The 16,858-nt window shown below is 58.3% G+C and carries 15 protein-coding genes and 2 pseudogenes; 12 read left to right on the top strand and 5 right to left on the bottom strand.

The features are described 5' to 3' along the window. The first annotated feature begins 628 nt into the window (after window positions 1-628). The 6 genes from FVF58_RS33690 to FVF58_RS33670 all read left to right on the top strand — a co-directional run bounded on the left by FVF58_RS33690 (window position 629) and on the right by FVF58_RS33670 (window position 6,748). A complete protein-coding gene (locus FVF58_RS33690; protein WP_149674069.1) occupies window positions 629-2,266 on the top strand; it encodes a GMC family oxidoreductase in 1,638 nt (545 codons plus the stop codon). An 88-nt stretch (window positions 2,267-2,354) separates the two neighbouring features. Further along, entirely contained in the window at window positions 2,355-3,728 is a 1,374-nt protein-coding gene (locus FVF58_RS33685; RefSeq protein WP_149674068.1) for an aldehyde dehydrogenase family protein, read from the top strand. 143 nt (window positions 3,729-3,871) lie between these two features. After that, a complete protein-coding gene (locus tag FVF58_RS54500) occupies window positions 3,872-4,288 on the top strand; it encodes a hypothetical protein (RefSeq protein ID WP_342802421.1) in 417 nt (138 codons plus the stop codon). Between the two features lie 135 nt (window positions 4,289-4,423). Further along, on the top strand, window positions 4,424-5,392 hold the full coding sequence (locus FVF58_RS33680) for a CoA transferase (protein WP_342802420.1): 969 nt from the start codon (window positions 4,424-4,426) through the stop codon (window positions 5,390-5,392). 626 nt (window positions 5,393-6,018) lie between these two features. After that, window positions 6,019-6,321 (top strand): porin, encoded by a 303-nt coding sequence (locus FVF58_RS54290; RefSeq protein ID WP_281291316.1) that lies wholly within the window; start codon window positions 6,019-6,021, stop codon window positions 6,319-6,321. Next, the gene (locus FVF58_RS33670; RefSeq protein ID WP_188130998.1) at window positions 6,296-6,748 is read left to right on the top strand and encodes a porin; all 453 of its coding nucleotides are present in this window, start codon (window positions 6,296-6,298) and stop codon (window positions 6,746-6,748) included. The genes FVF58_RS54290 and FVF58_RS33670 overlap by 26 nt, the downstream gene beginning before the upstream one ends. Window positions 6,749-6,907: 159 nt before the next feature. Here the strand turns inward: FVF58_RS33670 and FVF58_RS33665 are convergent, their stop codons facing one another. Further along, a complete protein-coding gene (locus tag FVF58_RS33665; RefSeq protein WP_246217274.1) occupies window positions 6,908-7,648 on the bottom strand; it encodes a methyl-accepting chemotaxis protein in 741 nt (246 codons plus the stop codon). Window positions 7,649-8,136: 488 nt separating this feature from the next. Between FVF58_RS33665 and FVF58_RS33660 the strand changes: the two genes are divergently transcribed. Both FVF58_RS33660 and FVF58_RS53205 read left to right on the top strand, forming a co-directional pair. After that, window positions 8,137-8,478, top strand: a complete 342-nt coding sequence (locus tag FVF58_RS33660) for a hypothetical protein (RefSeq protein ID WP_149674065.1) — start codon at window positions 8,137-8,139, stop codon at window positions 8,476-8,478. Window positions 8,479-8,895: 417 nt separating this feature from the next. Continuing rightward, window positions 8,896-9,131, top strand: a pseudogene (locus FVF58_RS53205) (transposase); the annotation flags it as partial. A 178-nt stretch (window positions 9,132-9,309) separates the two neighbouring features. Here the strand turns inward: FVF58_RS53205 and FVF58_RS33650 are convergent. Continuing rightward, window positions 9,310-10,170: an aldo/keto reductase gene (locus FVF58_RS33650; protein ID WP_246217273.1), complete on the bottom strand. Its 861-nt coding sequence runs from the start codon at window positions 10,168-10,170 to the stop codon at window positions 9,310-9,312. A 205-nt stretch (window positions 10,171-10,375) separates the two neighbouring features. Next, on the bottom strand, window positions 10,376-11,596 hold the full coding sequence (locus tag FVF58_RS33645) for an MFS transporter (RefSeq protein ID WP_149674062.1): 1,221 nt from the start codon (window positions 11,594-11,596) through the stop codon (window positions 10,376-10,378). A gap of 259 nt (window positions 11,597-11,855) precedes the next feature. Here FVF58_RS33645 and FVF58_RS33640 point away from each other — a divergent pair. Beyond that, a protein-coding gene (locus tag FVF58_RS33640; RefSeq protein WP_149674061.1) for an IS3 family transposase occupies window positions 11,856-12,991 on the top strand; the annotation gives its coding sequence in 2 pieces (ribosomal slippage) (window positions 11,856-12,120 and window positions 12,120-12,991; 1,137 coding nt in all). A gap of 27 nt (window positions 12,992-13,018) precedes the next feature. Here the strand turns inward: FVF58_RS33640 and FVF58_RS33635 are convergent. Further along, the gene (locus tag FVF58_RS33635; RefSeq protein ID WP_149674060.1) at window positions 13,019-13,300 is read right to left on the bottom strand and encodes a hypothetical protein; all 282 of its coding nucleotides are present in this window, start codon (window positions 13,298-13,300) and stop codon (window positions 13,019-13,021) included. Between the two features lie 689 nt (window positions 13,301-13,989). On the opposite strand from FVF58_RS33635, the gene FVF58_RS51680 reads away from it, so the two are divergent. From FVF58_RS51680 to FVF58_RS33625, 3 genes and pseudogenes are all read left to right on the top strand, one after another. Beyond that, window positions 13,990-14,163, top strand: coding sequence for a hypothetical protein (locus tag FVF58_RS51680; RefSeq protein ID WP_188130997.1), 174 nt, complete (start codon window positions 13,990-13,992; stop codon window positions 14,161-14,163). A 229-nt stretch (window positions 14,164-14,392) separates the two neighbouring features. Beyond that, window positions 14,393-15,478: pseudogene (locus tag FVF58_RS33630) on the top strand (ISL3 family transposase); the annotation flags it as partial. A 3-nt stretch (window positions 15,479-15,481) separates the two neighbouring features. After that, window positions 15,482-16,135 (top strand): RNA-guided endonuclease InsQ/TnpB family protein, encoded by a 654-nt coding sequence (locus FVF58_RS33625; RefSeq protein WP_281291314.1) that lies wholly within the window; start codon window positions 15,482-15,484, stop codon window positions 16,133-16,135. A 29-nt stretch (window positions 16,136-16,164) separates the two neighbouring features. Here FVF58_RS33625 and FVF58_RS33620 read toward each other — a convergent pair whose 3' ends face one another. Beyond that, window positions 16,165-16,839: an SDR family NAD(P)-dependent oxidoreductase gene (locus tag FVF58_RS33620; RefSeq protein WP_149674058.1), complete on the bottom strand. Its 675-nt coding sequence runs from the start codon at window positions 16,837-16,839 to the stop codon at window positions 16,165-16,167. Window positions 16,840-16,858: the final 19 nt, after the last annotated feature.

Raw genomic sequence — 16,858 nt, 5'->3', positions numbered from 1 at the left:
GTGTTGCGACTCCTATCGCTGCGACGCCAGCAAACGACTCACTCGTCGGACCGTGTTTATAGACGGAATTGCGATTGGCATAGTAAAAGTGCCGCACGGGACTTTACCTGCATTCAGCTTCGCAATGGGTGACGGGGAGCTATCGCCTTCGGAAGCCGAACGCCAGAACCACCCTAACCTATACCGCATCCTTGCGACCATGGCGTGAACTCTAGGACCTAACCTCGATGGCCCACAAGCGAGTTTTTATAGAACCTTGCTTGACTTATTCTCAAGCGTGAAGCGCGTCTGTGGAGACGCAGCCAACCATGGAGAATTGGTGTCGGACGGAAGCCGCAACGACGGGGCGTACTCGGAACTGCTCGAAGCACCAATACGATAGGGATTTCCCGGGAGGCATCGTTGCAACGGTCTCGGTCAGGCATCGGCCAGTTGTGTGGATCGGCTTCGGTTAAAAAATGTTAAGCGAACACGTAGAAAATGTTATTTGTCTAAAAAGCGACTCGGGCTTAACGTGTGGTCGTATAACGAAGCGCCTGTGCGGCGGCCCGGCCAGTACCGAATGAGGCATTGGTCTGTTATGACACGAGGAACCCATGGGGACGAATAGGCAAGAGGCCGGAATGTGATGAGTGTAGTTGAACCGATTACTGATAGAGCACCCGAGCGATTTGACTACATTATCGTTGGTGCAGGATCTGCTGGATGTGTGCTTGCCAACCGGCTGTCAGTTGATCCAGCGTGCAAAGTGTTGCTGCTGGAGGCTGGCTCGGACGTTGAAACCTTCTGGGTTCGTGCTCCAGCCGGATTGCCGTTTTTGTTCCAGAATTCAAGTGTGAACTGGAAATCATCTAGTGAGCCAGTGGCGGACTTGGATGGCCGTGAGATCTACTGGCCGCGAGGCAAGATCGTGGGTGGCTCGAGTGCCATTAATGGCATGCAGCATGTGCGTGGAAACGCTCGCGACTACGACGATTGGGCTGCTGCGGGAAATCACGGATGGGCTTACGCGGACGTCCTGCCGTACTTCAAGCGTATGGAGAATAATCTGGATGGAGGCGATGACTGGCGCGGCGTCGGTGGCCCTCTTCAAGTTTCCCGGGGTGCCTACAGGCATCCGGTAACGCAACAATTTATCGAAGCCACAGCCGGATTGGGAGTTCCCCTCAACCCGGATTTCAACGGAAAACAGCAAGAAGGCGTGGGCTACAGTCAGCACACCATAGCGCGCGGCATCCGATGCTCCGCTGCTCGTGCCTACCTGGGGCCGGCACGTACGAGGCCAAACCTGACAGTGCGCGATCGTTGTCTGGCGCATCGCCTGCTGTTAATCCGCAATGAAGTGATTGGTGTGCTGTATGAGCGCGACGGTGCCCTGTTTCGTGCCTTTGCAGCGCGCGAGACGGTGATTAGCTGTGGTGCAGTTGGGAGCCCGCAGTTGCTCATGCTGTCTGGCATTGGACCTGCCGAAGAGCTTCGCGCGCGCGGGCTTTCGGTGCAAGCAGACGTGCCCGGCGTCGGCAAGAATCTGCAGGATCATCTGGCCGTCAATGTCGGTTATGAAGTCAAAGCGGGCATGTCAATGAATGCGACGCTCTCGGGCTGGCGCAAGTACATGCGCGGCATACAATATCTGGCGACACGTGGCGGTCCGCTAGCAATGGGCACGTCCCACGCGCTGGCGTTTGTTCGTAGCCGCCCCGACCTCGACAGACCTGATATGCAGATTAGCTTCCGGCCGTGGAGTTTTACTTTCGAGAGCACCAAGCTGCGTGTGCATCCGTTCCCAGGCATACAGATCGCCTCGATGCAGTTGCGCCCTCGCTCGCGAGGTTCGGTGGGACTGAGGGGAGCGTCTGCGCGCGATGTGCCTGCGATTCGCCCGAACTATCTGAGCGACCCGCGTGACGTGCAGTGCGCATTGCATGCTTTACAGTTCGCCCGCGATATTGCACGTACTGCACCCTTGCGCGATTCCATTGTGCGCGAGCACTCGCCCGACACCGAAGAGCGTACCGAAGAGCAAACCATCGAGTTTCTGAGACGCACTGCCCAGTCGCTATATCACCCAGTAGGCACGTGCAAAATGGGATGCGATGCGGATGCAGTTGTTGACAGTCGCTTGCGTGTGCGCGGCATACGACGGCTGCGCGTCGTTGACGCTTCGATCATGCCAACTCTGGTCGGCGGCAACACTAACGGGCCGACCATAATGATCGCGGAGAAAGCTGCGGATATGATCCGCGAAGATGAACTGGCCGCCTAATTGGATTCTGAACACGGAGATTTAGATTGTGAGACATGAGCAACACTTCATTGACGGTGTGTCCGTCCCCCCTGGTACGGCGCAGTATATGGATGTCTTTAACCCAGCCACTGGCGAGAAGGTCGCCGCTGTGGCACGGGGCGATGCTCGAGATGTTGATTTGGCAGTCGCAGCGAGTAAGCGTGCGCTGCCTAGCTGGCGGGACGTGCGCCCGGCAGAGCGTGGCCGCGTGCTCACCCGCATGGCCGCGCTTATCCGCGCGCATGCAGGCGAATTGGGCGAACTGGAACGCGAGGAGACCGGCAAGCCGCCGACGCAAGTAGCTATAGAAATGGAGAATACCGCTCAGTATTTCGAGTTCTATGGCGGCTTGGTGAACGCACTTCAAGGCGAGACGATTGACTTAGGGGCTGGATACCATTCATACACGCGGCGTGAGCCGTTCGGCGTAGTCGCGACGATTCTGCCGTGGAACTTGCCACTTAACCAGGCCGGCCGCGCCATCGCGCCTGCGCTGGCGTCGGGCAATACAGTAGTGGCCAAACCCTCGGAGGTGACGTCCACGACCCTGCTACGCCTGGCTCGCATGGCGGTTGAGCAATGCGGCTTGCCGCCCGGCGTGCTCAACGTAGTGACCGGAACCGGTCCAGAAGTCGGCGCAGCGCTGGTGGAACATCGCGATGTGCGCAAAGTCGCCTTTACCGGCTCCGTACGTGGGGGGCGCGAAGTCGCTCGTGTCGCTGCAGAGCGGCTCATCCCGCTGACGCTTGAGTTGGGTGGCAAGTCACCCGACGTGGTGTTCGCCGACGCAGATCTGGTCCAAGCCGTGCCCGGGGCCCTGCGCGGCTTTGTCTTCAACGCTGGACAGGCGTGCGTAGCCGGGACGCGCGTGCTTGTGGAGCGATCCATCCATGACGCTTTTGTCGAGGCTATGGCCGGCGCGATGCGCAATCTCAAAATCGGCTCCGGGCCCGATGCTTCCGTTGGCCCGATGACGACCCGCCAACAATACGACAAGGTACGGGAGTACTTTGATGTAGCGCAGGAGGAGGGCGCGGTGGCAGCTGTTGGAGGTAATCTTCCCGACGCAACTGAGTTGCAGGGTGGTTGGTATGTCACCCCAACTCTTTATACGGGCGTTACCAACAAGATGCGTATCGCCCGCGAGGAGATCTTTGGTCCGGTTGCGTGTGTTATCCCGTTCGACGGTGAGGACGAGGCAGTGGCTATAGCCAATGATTGCGATTTCGGTCTCGCAGCGGGCATCTGGACACGAGATCTGGCACGCGCCCACCGCGTGGCGGCACGCCTCGAAGCCGGTCAGATCTACGTCAACGAGTATATGGCGGGCGGTGTGGAGACGCCTTTGGGCGGCTACAAGCTCAGTGGCTACGGGCGTGAGAAAGGTATTGAGGCTTTGTACAACTACACGCAGGTCAAGTGTGTAACCGTGCGTCTGTAACGGACCGTCTGGTGGGAACTGCAATCGCGCTTGAGCAGGGCAGGATTCCACCAGTCTCGGACAAAGAATGCGTCCGCTACAACAACCGGAGTAGCGATGAGACTCCGTCGTCCGGGACGGGCCATAGAAAATAGGGTATATCGTTGTCCATTAAAAATAGGACAACGATATACCGATATCTAATTTGTGGTTTCAACTGGAAAGACGAGATGATGGCAAACGGATCCTCAGCTGATCAAGACGGGGCGGCGGATTTTCAGCCGGAACCGCTTCGTGTGCTTCGCGAACTGTGGCAGATGGCCGGTCTGGATCCAAGCGCGCTCGACAAAGTCGTAATGAGCGGATCCGACCCGGTGTTCCCGTCCTCGTTTGCGATCGGTACTGCCGCACAGGTAGCCATTGCCGCTGCGGCGTTGGCCGCCTGCGAGTTTGGCCATCGCCGAGGTGCTCCCCGCCAAAACGTCAGCGTGGACATGCGTCACGCCGCTCTGGAGTGCACTGGCTGGTTTAGCGTCAATGGCCACTCTCCGGAACTTTTCGACGCCCTCTCGGGTTTGTAGCGCTGCCGGGATGGCTGGGTACGTCTGCACGCTGTGTTCGAGCATCATAGGCAGGGTGCGCTGCGCTTGCTAGGCCTCGACCCGCACAGCGCAACACGTTCTGACGTTGCGGAAGCTCTTGGTTCGTGGCGTGCTGTGGATTTCGAGACTCTTGCTGCCAACACAGGCCTAGTCGTGACGGCGCTGCGTACGTTTGCCGAACGGGATGCATCGCCGCAAGGAATGGCGATTGCCGCGATGCCACTGTTCTCCATTGAGCGCATTGGCGATGCGCCGCCACGCGACTTGGCCGCCGCGTCGTACGCGGACAATACGGCCGCGATGCCTTCGCCTCTGGCAGGCGTCCGCGTGCTCGACGCGACGCGCATTCTCGCCGGCCCAGTGGGAGGGTGGACCTTGGCCGGGTATGGCGCAGACGTAATGCTCGTCAACGCGCCTTATCTGCCAAATATTGAGGCGATAGCGGAAACCAGCCGCGGTAAGCTTTCCGCGCACGTCGATCTTGGGTCGCTCGAAGGACGGTCGACTTTCGAGCGGTTGCTGGATGGGGCCGATGTTCTTGTGCAGGGATATCGTCCTGGCGGATTTGAGTCGCTCGGATTTGGCCCAGGAGATATCGCCAGTCGCCATCCAGGAATGGTGTATGTAACGCTGACGGCATACGGTCGAGATGGCCCGTGGGCGACACGACGCGGGTTCGACTCATTGGTCCAGACCACTATGGGCTTCAACGCTGCAGAGGGTTTCGCGGCAAGTCAAGAACAACCTCGCGCGTTCCCCATGCAGTTTATTGACCATTGCACCGGATTTCTTATCGCTGTGTGCGTCGCAGCGGCACTGATCCGGCAAAGGGAGCAGGGGGGCACCTGGCACGTGAATCTCTCATTAGCACAGACTGGCCATTGGCTGAGAGGCTTGGGGCGCGCAGCCGACGGGTTTGGGGTATCGGTGCCAGACGCGGAGGAATATCTCGAGACGTGCGAGTCGGGATTTGGTCAACTGCGCGCTCTTCGCCATAGCGCGAATCTATCCCACACGGATGTGTCATGGCTACGACCGTCCATGCCACCCGGAAGTCATCCGCCCGTGTGGCCAGAAAAATGAAAATGTGATTAGGGAGCATGGGGTGGCGCGACAACAGTCTGCTCATTCAAAACTGCGCCATCAAATTTGGGACAGATGTGCCGGCGTTCTGCCTTTCCTAATGATTGGCTTGGACTGATTTGTCCCAACTTCGTTTGCATTGGATTGGGGCTGACGACGAAGGGCCGGGAGCGTCGGTAGAGCGATCAATAAGAAAAAATGTTGGCCTGAGGAAATCTCGGAAATCCCCGGAGCAGCATGTAGTGTGTTAGCTGCAGAAGCCTATTTTAAGTATAGGCGATTAAAAAATTGGATACAATGAAAAAGGTAGGATGGCTTATCATAAATACTTCGTCAGCGATATCCGGATTAGCGTGGGGGTAGCCATCTGTCACTCTGTTCGGGATCGTCGATGTCGGTATCGTGAGCCGGTCGCAGCAGGCCGCAAGTTCTAGTCAGAACGCAGGGTGGCTCTGCGATTGCAATGAACTCGGGCTTCTGGACGCCATCGCAGTGGGGGATTCTCGGCAAGGCGGATCTGGGCGGGGGAACTAAGGCGATCTTTAGCCTGATTTCCACCATCAACCGTTGCAAACGGGGCAGGAGGGACGACGTCCAGATTCTTTGACCGAAATGCGTATGTTGGGCTGTCTAGTGATAAGTGGGGAACGGTTACGTTCGGGCGTCACTACACGCCTCTCGCTGAAGTGTTTTACGCAGCGGACTCTCTTCACGTTGGAAATAGTGCCTCGAATATGAACATTCGTTTCGGCTACTTGGGAGGTCCGGGTACGGTGATCGCCGGCAACTTCGGTTCTGATTCAGGGCTTGCATCAAATAGCCTCGACCGTCAAGATAATTCAGTGAAGTACGCATATGCGAATCACGGTGTCACAGTGACTTCCATGTATGCGTTCGGTGGTAATGCCGGCAATTTTCAAGGGAAATAGCTCGCTCGGTGGCTTGCTGGGTTATGACACCGGTTCAGTGAGTCTGCGCGGTGCCGTCATGCAGTTCAAGGACAAGAATGGCGTGAACCTCAACGCGTACGCCATCGGAGGCGTCTATTCCATCGGGACTGTTCAGTTTAGAGCAACATGGGCACTGAATGAGATTCAGAGCGGTAGTTCCGTATACCAGCATCTTAAGACGCAGGTGTACTCTGGCGGCGCGAACTGGTTCGTTACGCCTTTTGTTAACCTCACACTCGCCTACTACCATGGGAAACGAAATAGCGACAATGCGCCTGACCAGGTCGCGAACAAGCTCTACTTTGCGACCGAATATTTTCTGTCGAAGAATACCGAACTAATAGGGCTCGTCGATTGCGAACGTTTTAACGGTTTTGTTCGGCTTTGGATACCGGTACGCCGCTGAGAAATGTGAGACTTGCTCAAGCTGTTTGTCAATCAGCCCGTCCAGTCCGTGTATGCGTCTTCGAATCCCATCTTCCGGTTTCCTGTAACCGGCGTACCCGGCTTACGGACGACCCCTGCCGTACCCAAACGCGGACGCATTACGCGCTGTAGAATCGGTTTAGTTCAAATCGCGCTCGACGAGGGAAATCGACATCGCCTCACGCAAAGTCCGCGCTTTCTCCCGCAAATTTGCCGACGCTGAAGCGACACCCTTCACGTGTTGGACGTCGCGCTCCAGCATCGCGTCCATCTCCCCCATGCCCCGACTGAACCGGTCGACATCGTGGCTCTGGGCATCACTTGACGCGCTGATATGCTCGATCAACCTGGCCACGTCTCCCACGTGGCCGACAACGTGCTGCATGGCCGTGCCGGCGCGTGTCGCGAGCGTCGAGCCGTGCTCGACGCGCTGCAAGGAATCACCAATCAGGCCTTTGATTTCGCGCGCAGCGCTCGCGCTCCGATGCGCGAGCGTACGAACCTCCTCGGCCACCCCCGAAAACCCCCGTCCGTGGTTGCCCGCACGGGCCGCTTCGACCGACGCGTTGAGCGCGAGGAGATTCGTCTGAAACGCGATGCTCTCGATCATCGTGATCATTTCGCCCATCCGATGCACGGTGTGATTGATCTCGGTCATCTTATCGACGACCGCGCTGACGACCTGTTCGCTTTGCTGTGCCGCAGTTGAAGTTTGCCGCGCGAGGCTGTTTGCCGATGCCGCATGTTCCGCGCTTTCCCTCACCCGTTGCGCGATCTGCTCCATCGCCGTGTTGGTCGCGTTGAGCGTTTCGGCTTGCGTGCTGAATTGCTGCGACAAGGTGTGGTTTTCGGCAGCGATGTCGTCCGATGACACAGCCATCTGGTCGATCGTCGTGGTGATGCCTCGCATCGCGTCGTGGATGGCGTTGAGTGTGTCCTTGAAGGTACGGCTGCTGGTGCCGTTGAAAAGGACCGTTCGTCGCCGATTGTGGAACTTGGGGGCGAACGGTGGCCGGCAATACCGAGGCTCGCGTCGCCGTGCCTTTGTCGATTCTCTGTGGCGGCTTGGACCGACTCAAGCTCAACGATAAGTTCCAGGGTCCAACTATCATTATCGCGACAATTGTTCAGCGGCCGGACATATCAGACTGCGTGGTAACCTCTACCAGCGCACGCTCCTCGTTCAGGACGCCCGACGTACATTGCAGTCGGCGTTAGGTGCCGACCCCACGCAGACAAGGAAAGAGGACCTGCCGACCCTGTTTCGACCGGTGCTTGATCCCTTAGGCATGCCGCCGGGTATCAGCGAAGCTCCTCGTATCAGGACCGTGGTAACGACTCTGAGCGGGCGGGCAGGTGCTACGTCGCGTGGTGTTGATTGGCAGTCTTCGCGTTGCGTTCGCTCTTGCCGGATTGGCGCACGCATGGTTCACACGAAATTCGGTTGACGCTCCGCCTGCCGAAGATGATGGTAGTGGCGTGGCGGCGGCACCTGCCGACAGCGGTGGACCGGAAGGCCGCGATCCAGACGTGTTTGCAGACGACACGTGGATGCGCCTCTGCCGTTGTTGTGAAAAAAATGCTATCAGCGACGCAGCCAGCAATGTCAATGACAAGAATCTTCGCGTAATCGCCCCCGTTCAATACGTGCGGTTTTTCCCGGTGGACCTCGCCGTTTCGGCAGTCGCCGGTAATCGCCCAGCGATATGATAATGACCACCGCGTCCGCGCGGTGATTGTGCTGCAATTGATTCGATGGGGCTGTTCTTCGTGGAACGGTTACCCCGTTCGAACTAACATCTCGATTCACAGCAGCGCTGCCTCTCCGTACGATACGAGAATCAAGGAGCCATTTGCGCCGTCGGCCGCTTGGCCGATCAGTCCGTATGTAGATGTCCGGTTGCTCGTTTTATGCGATCATCGGGAGCGAGTTGCTCGTACGCGCCTTCAAGTGCGATGCGTGACGTGAGAATCGCGCGATCGTTGTTCGCATGACGCTGTGCAGGTATCAGGTAACGGATGCCACCATGCCAATGCTTGGCGGCTGTTGATGGTCGCCGAGAATTTTTGACCAGCACCAGCACCAGTGGCGCGACTGCCCTGATCGTTGTCTTCTCGATGTGTCGATTTCCTGAGGTCTCGCACGTCGCTGATCTTGAGGAAGCCTTTATTGACAGCACCATTGTGCGAGCCCACCAGCATGCCACCGGCGCACCCAAAAAAACGGCGATCATGCGACTGGTCACTTGCGCGGCGGGCTGACAACGAAGATCCATGCACTCGTCGATGGCTTAGGAGTGCTCGCGCGCTTTCGACTGACTGGCGGCCAGACTGGCGACAGCCCCGAAGCGCTGCCTTTGCTCGGCGAATCTTAAGTTACAGGCTTCTGCTAAACCTTGAGATGTTGTCGCCGCGAGCACGAAAGCACGTGGCGTGCGTGACGCGATGCTTCGAAGCGTACGAGCCGATCTAGAGCAGAGTGAATAGTGTCGGCACGAGCGCAGCCTAGCTGGCCTCGAATGGGTTTAGCGCAGTTATGGACTAGCCTCGTCGTCGCACGGTGGTGCGGTCCAGTTCGCTAAATTCCTGGTCGGACAGGGTAATCGCACCGGCAGCAACGTTCTCTTCGAGATGCGCAACCTTTGACGTGCCTGGTATCGGCAGGATCACTGGGCTACGTTGCAACAGCCACGCAAGGGCGATCTGCCCCACACTTGCCTTGTTGTTCCGCGCGATCGCTTCCAGCAGCGACCCAGTCCGTGTCAGCTCGCCGGCCGCCAATGGATACCAGGGGATGAAGCCAATGCCGTGAGCCGTACAATACTCCACGACGTCCTCGCTGCCCCGGTCACCAAGGCTGAAGCGATTCTGCACAGTTGCCACTTTGAAATATTTGGACGCCGCCTTGATGTCAGCCACCGATACTTCGCTCAGGCCAGCATGGCGAATGACGCCGATGTCGATAAGGTGGCGCACGGCGTCAAACTGCTCGTCTCGCGATACTGACGAATCGATGCGATGCAATTGCCAAAGACCGATTTGTTCAAGACCTAAACGGCGCAGGCTGTCGTGTGCCTGTTTAATCAGGTACTCGGGTCGACCCTGCGGCACCCACTGATTGGGGCCTGTGCGGGTGAGTCCGGCCTTTGTTGCCACGAGCATCTTCGTGTCATATGGATGCAGCGCTTCCCGGATCAATTCTTCCGAGACGTTGGGCCCATAGGAGTCTGCCGTGTCGATGAAATTTACGCCTAGTTCGGGAAGACGGCGCAGCACGCGAATTGCTTCTGCGCGATCGAGCGGCATACCCCAGATGCCAGGGCCGGTGATTCGCATGGCGCCAAATCCGAGCCGTTGGATCTGGGTGTCGCCGCCAATCTTGAAGAATTGTGGGTTGTTCAATTTAGTCTCTACCTGCAGTTTGATAGTGGCCATGCCTAAGGAACTACCACCTGGTTCTGGAGGAGGGCGGTCCGGGCGGGGACTGCCGCGACACCAGCAATACGATAGGAATGTTTCACAGGCAGAGGGTTTTCATCCGGCTTCACAAGACGACGTGTGAAAGACCGGTGAGCTGTGCTTTGCCGATGCGCCGCAGCCGGCCCCTTTACAAGACGTTTGGAATCGCACCCTGTGTGCGTATCAGGTGCCAGTCAACGCCGACCGTCAGAAGTAGCGCCGCCACTTCGCAGGCGGCGGCAGTCCATCCCAGATCATCTACAGAGGCGAAGCTCAAAGTGAGGGACCCGAGTGCAGCGCCGAGTGGAAAGCCGAGATACATAAAGGAAGCATTCATTGACAGGGCGATCGGCGTTCCGCTCAACCCGGCGAGATTGATCAAACCTGCTTGCTGCGCCGGGTAGAAGGACCAATGCGCAATGCCCCAGGCAACCACGGCAAGCAGGACAGGAACGAGCGCCAGTGTCGTCGGCAACCAGCGCGCGCTCGCGGACATGAGCGAAAAAGCCAGAATCGACACCGTCAAGCAGGGGAGTATTACGCGGCGCGGGCCAGCGCGGTCCACTGCTTTGCCGCCGATGAACACACCGATGCCGGCCGCAACGCCCCACGTGAACAGCACGTAGCCGATTTGTGCGCCATGCAACGGCGTGGTTTTGGCAACAAACAGCGCCAGGTACGTATAGATGGTATAGGCGCCCATGGCCCAAAGCGTGGTGACGAGCAAGGTCATCAGGATGACCGGTTGGCGTGCGACACGGATGCGTTCGCGCAGTGCGGCGGTAGGCAATCCGGCGCCGATTGCGCGTGGAAGGCCGAACAGCAGACCTGCGACGGCGGCGGCGGACAGGACGGCGACGCCGCCGAATGTCATGCGCCAGCCGAGACGGTCACCAACTAGCGCCCCCAGCGGTACGCCTAGGGCAACTGCGATCGTCAGGCCGCCGTTGACGATCGCGAGCGCCGTTCCGCGCCGTTTGGGACCAGCGATGGCGCCGGCCAGTGCGTTGGCGCCGGGAACATACAGGCCGGCTGCGGCCGCGAGCAGGATGCGGGCCGCCATCAATTCCCAATAGTTCTGGGCCGCCCAGGCAACGACGTTTGCAAGGGCGAACGTCGAGAGCGACAGGATCATCAGCGTGTGCCGACGAAAGGTTCCAGTGAGGGCTGTCAGAATTGGCGAACTGAGCGCGTAGGCCAAAGCGAAGACGGTCACCAGTTGGCCCGTGGTGACAATGCTTGTATGCAGGTCTGCGGCGATATTGGGCAGCAGGCCAGCAACCATGAAGCTTTCGGTACCAACTGCAAATGTGCCGAGCGCTAGCCAGTACAGTGAGGTCAGTGAGGCGGGTGTAGCAGGGGAGTTCATCATGTGTTCCGTTTACTCTGCCGCCGCGCTGTTGTTGGCGGACAGACAGCCGGTATCTCTAGAGAAGATGACTTCAGCAGTATGGCCGTTGACGTCGCCGGCGGAGACGGCGAGGCCACTGTCGAATTTAGACATGGAGGAGAGTGTATGGATTGACTGGGCCAAGAGAAATAGAGGTGGCCGCGCAAATTCGGACAGTCGGATAAGTGGAATGCTCGGGGCCTGAGCCGGCGATAATGCCGACAAAGGAACCAGGAAGATGACGAAGAGAACCCGACGGACGCACTCAGCGGCGTTCAAAGCGAAAGTGGCGATGGCGGCGGTCAAGGGTGAGCGGACGCTAGCCGAATTAGCGCAGCAGTTCGATGTGCACCCGAACCAGATCACCGAATGGAAGCGGCAGTTGCAGGAACGTGCCGCCGACGTGTTTGGCGCAGGCGGTACGGCGCCGAGCGAGCCGCAAGTCGATTTGAAGGAGCTACATGCAAAGATCGGCCAGCCCACGCTGGAGAACGATTTTTTAAGCGGCGCGCTCAACAAAGCGGGATTGCTGAGCGCAAAACGATGATCGATCGTACGCACGCATTGCCGGTCTCGCAGCAGGCGCGACTCGTTGGTATCGCAAGATCGAGCGTGTATTACCGGGCGCAACCGGTGAGCGAGGCGGACCAGTTGCTGATGCGCCGGATCGACGAACTGCACATGGAGTTTCCGTTTGCCGGAGCGCGGATGCTGGCGCGACTGCTTCGTCGCGAAGGACACCAGATTGGCCGTCGGCGCGTGCGCACGCTGATGAAGCGCATGGGTATCGAGGCGCTGTACTGCAAGTCGAACACGAGCCGACGCAATGCGCAACACGAGATCTGGCCGTACCTGCTGCGGGGCATGACGATCAATCGGGCAAACCAGGCCTGGGCACTGGATACGAGTTATATCCCGATGGCGCGCGGCTTCGTGTATCTGACCGCCGTGGTGGACTGGGCCAGCCGGAAGGTACTGGCCCACCGCGTAGCGATCACGATGGAGGCGATGCACGCTGTCGAGGCGTTGGAAGAAGCGTTCGCGAAGTACGGGCAACCTGAGATCGTCAATACCGACCAGGGCAGCCAGTTCACCGCGACAGCGTTCACCGAGGCTGTGCTCAGCCGGGGCATCCGCTTGTCCATGGACGGCAAAGGTGCCTGGCGAGACAACGTGTTCGTCGAGCGCGTGTGGCGAAGCGTGAAATATGAAGAGGTGTATCTGAAAGCCTATGAATCGGTCAGCCATGCCCGCCGCTCTATTGGCGATTACCTGAACCTTTATAACCACAAACGGCCCCATTCGAGTCTGTCCGATCAGACGCCGGATGAGGCATACTTCGCGACGCTGCCTGCGATCAAATTGGCAGCATGAGTGCCCCGGACGTTCCACTTAAAAATCTCAGAAGACTGTCCGAACGGGTGAGGCCACCTCTTGCTCAGCGAAGAGCACATCATAGCTAAACCTACTAAAGTCGAGGACGTCCGGCAAATTGGGAAGTACCTCATGGCGGAAGAACGCAGCGCCCGCGTGCACGCCGCCCCAAGGCAGATAGTTCGGCGCTGTGGTCGAAAAGTCCGGATGCAGGTAAGGGGCGAAATCAGTCAGACGGCCCTGTACGCCCGCTTGGTAGTAGGCATCCACGACTGACTTGCTCTGTTCGCTGGTGGTCTTGACGGTCATAAGTGTGTTCCTTGATTACTTCTGGTAAATGGGCGAAGGCGCCAACGAGAGGTTTAAGATAAAGGTTAGGCGAATATTGCCGAACGGGAAAATACTTAATAAGTTCGACCGCATGCCTGTGAGGCATGATCCGGCCAAAGCGACATCGCTGTGTGTTCATGGCGTTCGCCCGACCTCCCGATGAACGCGTACGGGCGACCGCTATCCAAAGCGTTCAGATTTATCCCCGGCCTGAAGACCTCGGCCTTCAGGCCGGGGATGAAAGGCGGATGCCGACAGCGCAGCAGGAATATCGTGATTTTCCGAAGAGATTCGCAGGGGTGCCTATACGGAGCAACAACCGTATTGGCACATGGACCTCAACCCGCGCTCTCCGCTTCCGCCTTAAAGATAGGCACGCGCAGCTGCTGCGTGAGCTTGCGTGCGAGGTCAATTTCGTGTGGACCTACTGTAACGTGCTTTCGATGAAGGTGTGGCAGCGCGAGCAGAGTTTCCTGTCGAGCTACGATTTCCACCCGTTCACCAGAGGCGCTGGCTAGGCCGGGCTGCACCTGCACTTGCAGACCATTCGGGCAGTTGCAGAGGGATGCGCAACCCGCCGCAAGCGGGCGCAGAAGGCGAGATTGCGCTGGCGTGTGTCAGGCGGGCCGCGCCGCTCGCTCGGCTGGATTCCGTTCAAGGCGAGTGCGATGCGGTATCGCAACGGCCAGGTGTTCTTCGCCGGCACGGCGCTGTCTCTATGGGACAGTTACGGACTTGCGAACCATGACCTTGGCGCGGGCAACATCAGTGAGGACGCGCGTGGCCGGTGGTACATCAATTTCACTGTGAAAGTAAAAAAGGGTCTTCGCGGAAAAGTGTGATGGTTTTTCACGATGAAAACGTCTGAGAGCCAATCTGGGCAAGGATTTGCGCGTCTTGATGGCCTCGCGAAATCTGGCATGATTTCGCGATGGCTACTTCACGCAAACTCAAGCGTCTGTCCGACGCATACCGGTTCGACGGATTCCGTCCTTGCGAAGCGCTGCGCGGTGTCTTCGGTGATCGCATGGCACGCGTCGTTACACTGGTTCGGCGCTCAAAAAAACGGCCTGCAAAGGATGTGGTCGACTGTGCTCGATTCACGATCGCAGGCTGCGTCGCGTTCGAGATCTGCCGAATGGCGATGTACGGATTTACCTGGAACTCGAAGCTCGTCGGGTCCGCTGTCGATGCGATGGCAGCGTGAAAGGCGAACGACTGAGCTTTCTCGCGAATAATCCGCACTACACGAAGCGCTTCGCGTGGTACGTCGGTCGTCGCTGTCGCGAGAGCACGGTCAAAGATGTTGCTGACGAATTGCAATTGCACTGGCACACGGTCAAGGAACTCGAGATGCAGTACATGCGGGCGCAACTGGAGCGGTTCGGCACGCCCGGGCCGAAGGTCATCGGCATCGACGAGATTTCGATTGGCAAGGGACAGACGTACCGCATTGTTGTGAGCGACCTGATACGGGGCCGTGCGATCTGGTTCGGTGGCGACGATCGAAAGGAGGCCAGCATGCATCAGTTCTATGACTGGCTGGGCGAGAAAAAGGCCCGCGGCATCCGGCTTGTCGTGATGGACATGTGGCGGCCGTTTTACAACGTCGCGCAGGAACGCGTGCCGCATGCGGCCATCCTGTACGACAAATTCCACGTCATAAAGCAGCTCAACGAAGCCCTGGATGAAGTGCGCAAGAGTGAATACGCTCGCCTGCAAGGCGAGCAGCGGCGCTACATCAAAGGCCAGAAGTACGTTCTGCTCAGTCATCGCGAGAACCTGTCGATGGAAGGCAGGAACGCGTTGAAGACGCTTCTCGCAGCGAACCGACGTCTGAATATCGCGTACCTGCTCAAGGAGTCGTTCGGGCAGTTGTGGGACTACGAGCGCGAAGGCTGGGCACGTCGCTTCTTCGAGAACTGGAAAGCCAGCCTGAAGTGGCAGCGTTTGAAGCCCTACGAGAAGTTTGCCGAGATGGTCGAGCGTCATTGGGACGGGATTGCTTCCTATTGCAAACCGGAAAACAAGGTGCCGCTCGGCTTCGTTGAGGGACTCAACAACAAGATTCGGGTCTTCCAACGACGCGCGTACGGACTGCGAGATGAGGAGTATCTGCGCCTAAAGATCCTCACTTGCATGCTGCCTCGAATCTGAAAAATGGCAACTTTCCATCACACTTTTCCGCGAAGAACCGTAAAAAAGACACCCAGGCCTGCGACCGTGCAGGTCGAGAAGTCAGTCGGCATCGACCTGGGCTTGAAGGACTTCGCGGCAACGAGCGACGGCTACCTCTTTACGCTCGACCGACACTATCGCAAGCTCGAACAGGAGCTCGCGAAGGCTCAACGCGCCAACGGGAAAGCGCGCGCGCGTGCGATTCACGCGAAAATAAAGAATTCACGGAAAGACCAGTTGCACAAGCTTTCCACGGCGCTCGTCGAGGAGTACGGCGCCATCTTCATCGGCAACGTGAACGCTTCGCCACTCGCGCGAACACGGATGGCGAAATCCGTGCTCGACGCGGGCTGGAGTTCGTTCCGAACCATGCTGCAGTACAAGAGCGATGACGCAGGCGTGTGGTTCGATGAGGTCGATGAAGCGTATTCAACCCAGGCCTGCAGCTGCTGTAAAAGGCGCACGGGCCCGAAGAGCCTGGAGGGTTTGCGAATAAGGGAGTGGCCCTGCCCCGAGTGCGGTGCGTATCATCATCGCGACATCAACTCGGCAGAAAACATTCTCACGGTGGGACGTCGCCGTCTTGCAGAAGGAATCCCCGTCCTTCCCGCGCCCAGCGCGGCAGCCGCAGGCTGAGGGCGGGGAGGACGTCAACGCGCTGGTCTTCATACCGTCCAGCCCCCCCCAAAAGGAATCGTTTGACCATAAAAGAAATCGCTTTCCGGCCCCGCAAGAAACAGCACGGTCTGGGCACATTCGCGCATGCTCGCGAGCCGCCCAGCGGGACATTCGGCGAGGCGCTCACGGAAGTCGGCTGTTTGCTGATATTCCGGAGGAAAATACGTCGGATTGTCGACGTAAGTTTGGGCGGTGGCGTTGACGTTGATATGAGGTGCAACTTCGAGCGCCAGATTGCGCAAATAGGCAAGTTGTGCTCCCCGGGCCGCGGCATACAGGGCGACGCCGCCGGCCCGGCCGCGAAGCGCAGATGCACTTCCGGTAACTACAATCTTGCCTCGCTTTCGTTCGAGCATTTGTGGCAAGACGGCACGCACCATGCGGTGGAGCGGATAGAAGACACCCTGAAAGATGCGCTCCATTTCCCTTTCGTCATTGTCGACGGCCTGAATGAATTCGAATTCAACTGCATGGTTGGCGATCAGAATATCTACATGACCCACTTCGCGAACAAACTCATTTGCGTCGGCCTGGCTTTTGAAAGCACGGTCGGTAGGGAACACGGTGCCGCCTTCCTCTCTGAACAGTTCGACGATTCCTTGGCCACTGTATTTGTCCTTGTCGGTGACGATGATGCGTTTTCCTTCCAAACGGCCTGCCATGATGCTGTCTCCTTGATTG

Origin of the sequence: Paraburkholderia panacisoli, from assembly GCF_008369935.1 — a bacterium.
Taxonomy (GTDB): domain Bacteria; phylum Pseudomonadota; class Gammaproteobacteria; order Burkholderiales; family Burkholderiaceae; genus Paraburkholderia; species Paraburkholderia panacisoli.
The sequence above is the reverse complement of the archived record's forward strand: the minus strand, read 5'-3'. Positions and strand labels throughout refer to the sequence as shown.